2 protein-coding genes are annotated in these 3,941 nt (G+C 43.0%); one reads left to right on the top strand and one right to left on the bottom strand.

The window, feature by feature from the left end:
- Positions 1 to 83: 83 nt before the first annotated feature.
- Positions 84 to 1,289 carry an IS256 family transposase gene (locus tag B2U97_RS04790; RefSeq protein ID WP_286830289.1) on the top strand — a complete coding sequence of 402 codons (1,206 nt, stop codon included), beginning with the start codon at positions 84 to 86 and terminating at the stop codon, positions 1,287 to 1,289.
- 104 nt (positions 1,290 to 1,393) lie between these two features.
- Here B2U97_RS04790 and B2U97_RS04795 read toward each other — a convergent pair whose 3' ends face one another.
- On the bottom strand, positions 1,394 to 3,577 hold the full coding sequence (locus tag B2U97_RS04795; protein ID WP_286830290.1) for a hypothetical protein: 2,184 nt from the start codon (positions 3,575 to 3,577) through the stop codon (positions 1,394 to 1,396).
- Positions 3,578 to 3,941 lie beyond the last annotated feature (364 nt).

Here is a 3,941-nt window from a genome sequence, read left to right on the forward strand (position 1 = left end):
CGATATTACCCTCGTTCAATAAAGAGAGTGTAAAAATATCTGTGTAAATGGCATTCTTACCAATATCGCAGAAGGATATCAGAATGCCAATATCAGACAAACTCATCGATCAGCTGCTTGATGGCTGTGACTCGCCAGAAGACATTTTAGGTGAAGCCGGGCTGCTCAAGCAGCTTACCAAGAAAGTCGCTGAACGCGCTTTAGAAGCCGAGATGCAAGCCCATTTAGGCTACGCCCCAAATGATGCGACCGGCAATAACAGCGGTAACTCCCGCAACGGTAAAACCAAGAAGGCTGTTCGTAGCACCAACGGTGACGTCGAGCTGGATATTCCCCGTGATCGCAATGGTAGCTTTGAGCCTAAACTGGTTCGCAAAGGTGAACGCCAGCTTAACGGATTCGATGAGCGCATCGTCGCGCTCTATGCCAGAGGCATGACCACCCGGGATATCCAGGCTTACCTTGAAGAAGCTTACGGTGTTGAAGTATCCCCCACATTCATATCTCAGGTTACAAACGAGGTGATGGACGAAGTAAAGGCCTGGCAACATCGACCACTGGCAAAGCTTTACCCGGTCGTGTACCTCGATTGCCTGGTGGTTCGCAGCCGTGACTCTGGCGTTGTTCAAAATAAGTCAGTCTACCTGGCGCTTGGCATTAATACCGACGGTGAAAAAGAGCTCCTTGGCCTGTGGATGGCACAAACCGAAGGCGCTAAATTCTGGTTATCTGTGATGAACGAGCTTAAAAATCGCGGCGTCGATGATATCTTTATCGCCTGTTGCGATGGCCTGAAGGGCTTCCCCGAAGCCATTGAAGCGGTTTACCCGAAGACTCAGGTGCAGCTGTGCATTGTGCATCAAATTCGCCACTCTCTGCGTTACGTAAACTGGAAGCAACGCAAGATAATCGCAGCTGACTTAAAGCTAATTTATGGCGCTGCCACTCGCGCTGCAGCAGAGCAGGCGCTGGAAGAGTTCGCGGAAAAGTGGGATGAAGAGCATCCGACCATAAGCCGCTCATGGCGGGCAAACTGGGAACGCTTAAGCGTATTCTTCGAATACCCGGCGGAGATACGTAAGGCTATCTACACCACCAACGCCATCGAATCGCTGAACGCGTCATTGCGTAAAATTACCAAGACTCGCCGGTCGTTCCCGAATGATGAGGCCATCATGAAGGTATTGTACTTAGCCTTGCATCAGGCATCGAAAAAGTGGACGATGCCCATACGCAACTGGAAACCGGCCATGGCGCAATTCGAGATCATGTATCAGGATCGGATTTAACAGTGCAATCAGCCATTTACACAAAATCTTTTACAGTCTCTCAATAAAAAGGCGGCCGCAACGTTATCCGATGCGACCGCCTTCTAAACCGACAGCCAGTTAGCTTAACTGACAAGCATTATGCACCTGCCCCCCCTTTTTATACCAAGTTTAAAGAAACATTCTGCAATATGATTGACATAACGAGTCAAAGAGGCAGTGGGCTTATAATACTCGATCCCTTCCACAGACAGTAATTCAACATCATGGAGACCGTCATATCGCGATTGTTTATAGTTCCTCTTACTTAGATAATCTCTAAGGAACCCAGACCCAGGATACTTTTCATTACATGCCCACACTTCTCCATATACCTGACGCCCATAATGCTCATTTTTAAGTAAAAAATCTGCTTTCATCGCATTCGTGTTTTGTAAGCTTTTGAAAGGTGTCTGTACGTGTGTTTGAAAAGGTATGTTATTGAGTTCCATTAGAGAAAAAACAACTGACTCTACTAAAGAATCAGCCCTTCTCCCAAATATTGATTTAAATTTTCCCCAGTGAACTTCAGCGGCTAACTTTTCGGCCATACCTGTGCGATAAAGTTCTTTATAAAGGCCTGATAATTTTTTGTGCAGATCTGTCATCGAAAATATTTTATACTCAAGGACTTTACACAGGACTTCATACATTTCAATTCCCCGCCATTTTTCTGCTGACTCCCAGCCTAATATAGCGTGAAGGTTTTCATTAAGACCCGACCGAGATTCAGAGCGGATTTCTCTCACCAATGCACTGCTACCTTGATATTCGAGTTCAGTGATATTTCGAGCATTCAGTTCAATCGCAGTATTTTTAGCATGGCTCAACAAGTCATTATCACACATATCGACATAAATAATGGGCTCATGCCAATCCATAGCTGCGTATATTTGCGCCAATAAGTTTTTGCGGATACATGCACCGTAAAGTCCCTGCGCATTATATTTAAAATCATTTCTACTTTTTAGTTTTAAACGGTTTATTTCTTGTAATGCTTGCTCAACAGTTAAGTTTCGCCAGTTATTTCTTAAGTGATAATCCAACTTCTCACAGCAAGTTCTAAATTGCTCTCTAAATTTTTGACTTACTTGAGCTATGAATGCTCTATTATTAAGTGTTGGCGCTGATTCGAGCAAGCTATTCAAGCCGGCGGTAGCGCCATTTTTAATGCACAATAAAAGCACCTTGGTAATATCTTCATCTTTTTGAATATTTACCTTTGTGCTCTTCCAGCCGTCACTTAGCTCCCCACAGCGCTGCCATAGCTTCTTTAAAAACACCGCTCGTTTAACGCCAAAAGATAGTCGATATTTAACGTAAGGGTAAGCTGACTTAAAGTGAGATAAGCTTTCAAAATTTGATGTTAGTATTAATGCATTTCGCTCGAGATCCGCATCGCTACTGCCGAAGCTTAACCCTAGCGAATCTGATTGCGCTCTCATTTCAACAAAGCTTTTACAGTTTTTATTCGTACAGAAAAGCAGAAACTCATAGACAATTTGAAAAAGACTTTGACTAAGAAAAGCTCCACCGCAGTCAGGACACCTTAACTGCGCTCTCACATTTCTATATGCGTTTTCTCGCTCTTGCTTCGGAAGATTTTTTTTAGCTATAGATTGAAATTGATTTCTCACATCGTCTAAGTCATCGAATGCTAAACCAGCTTCCTCTACACGTAATACGAAGTCATCAAATCGCTTTTCTGACTTTACGCACTCACAATCGCAATTTTCTCTACTACTTAATCTTTTGGCGGTGTCAAATCGATGCAAACCACATCGTAAGCATTTGAACTCAACTCTATCAACCCAGCTCGTCGGTTTCCGTTCGGTCAGCTTTACTTGGTTAATCTGCATTATTTGTTTTAGCTTCTCATCTGTCAGTAGATTGTGCTCTTTATGTTTCTCATCTTCTTTAAAAATTAACCGCCCAGTTCTTATTCTCTCTTTTATTGTTCTCCAACGCTCTCTCATCTGTTTCTTATTATGTTCAAATACAAGCTTATCATCGCTACTAACAACAGTTGCCTCACAGGGTTTTGGCTCACTTAGTAAGCTGATACCATATGGCGCGAGCGTGTCTTGAATATATTGTAAAGTTAGCACTCCTCGGTTTTTGCATGGCATATAACGACACTTAGAGTGGGCTATTAACATTTTTGTTGTCTTTTTATCAGGTAAACCGCACATTCGGCATCTTACAACGTGCTCAGACTCCTGGTTCGCTTGAATGCCAGAGATATATTTATAGCCATTTTCATCAGCCATCCTCTCGATATCTTGTTGATTGTATTTCGAACATCTACTCATAGCTGCTATCTCCAGATACAGGCTTTGCTTAAAATTTAGCACTGTTGAAAATTAACCTATTAAAAAATAGTAGTCTAGACACTAACCTTTACAAGTGGAACAGCTTTGGGCTTCTGACTGAACGGTTTGCACCTCACACTGTCAATGCTAGACATGTAACTTCTCTTGGTTTTCAACTATTCTCACCGATACTAATGCTTGGGAGCGAAAGAGAGTAGAAATATGAATGACCCGCCCGACATAGAGCGTTTGATTGTCTACAAATAGATATTCATCCAACCCGGGAACACGGCTCAGTGACCCACTATGTCAACCTTGTTGT

The organism is Idiomarina sp. UBA3176, assembly GCF_002364295.1.
Classification (GTDB): Bacteria; Pseudomonadota; Gammaproteobacteria; order Enterobacterales; family Alteromonadaceae; genus Idiomarina; species Idiomarina loihiensis.

Coding starts and splice junctions, on each gene's coding strand:
- B2U97_RS04790 (WP_286830289.1), top strand. CDS start 84: ATGCCAATATCAGACAAACTCATCGATCAGCTGCTTGATGGCTGTGAC.
- B2U97_RS04795 (WP_286830290.1), bottom strand. CDS start 3,577: ATGGCTGATGAAAATGGCTATAAATATATCTCTGGCATTCAAGCGAAC.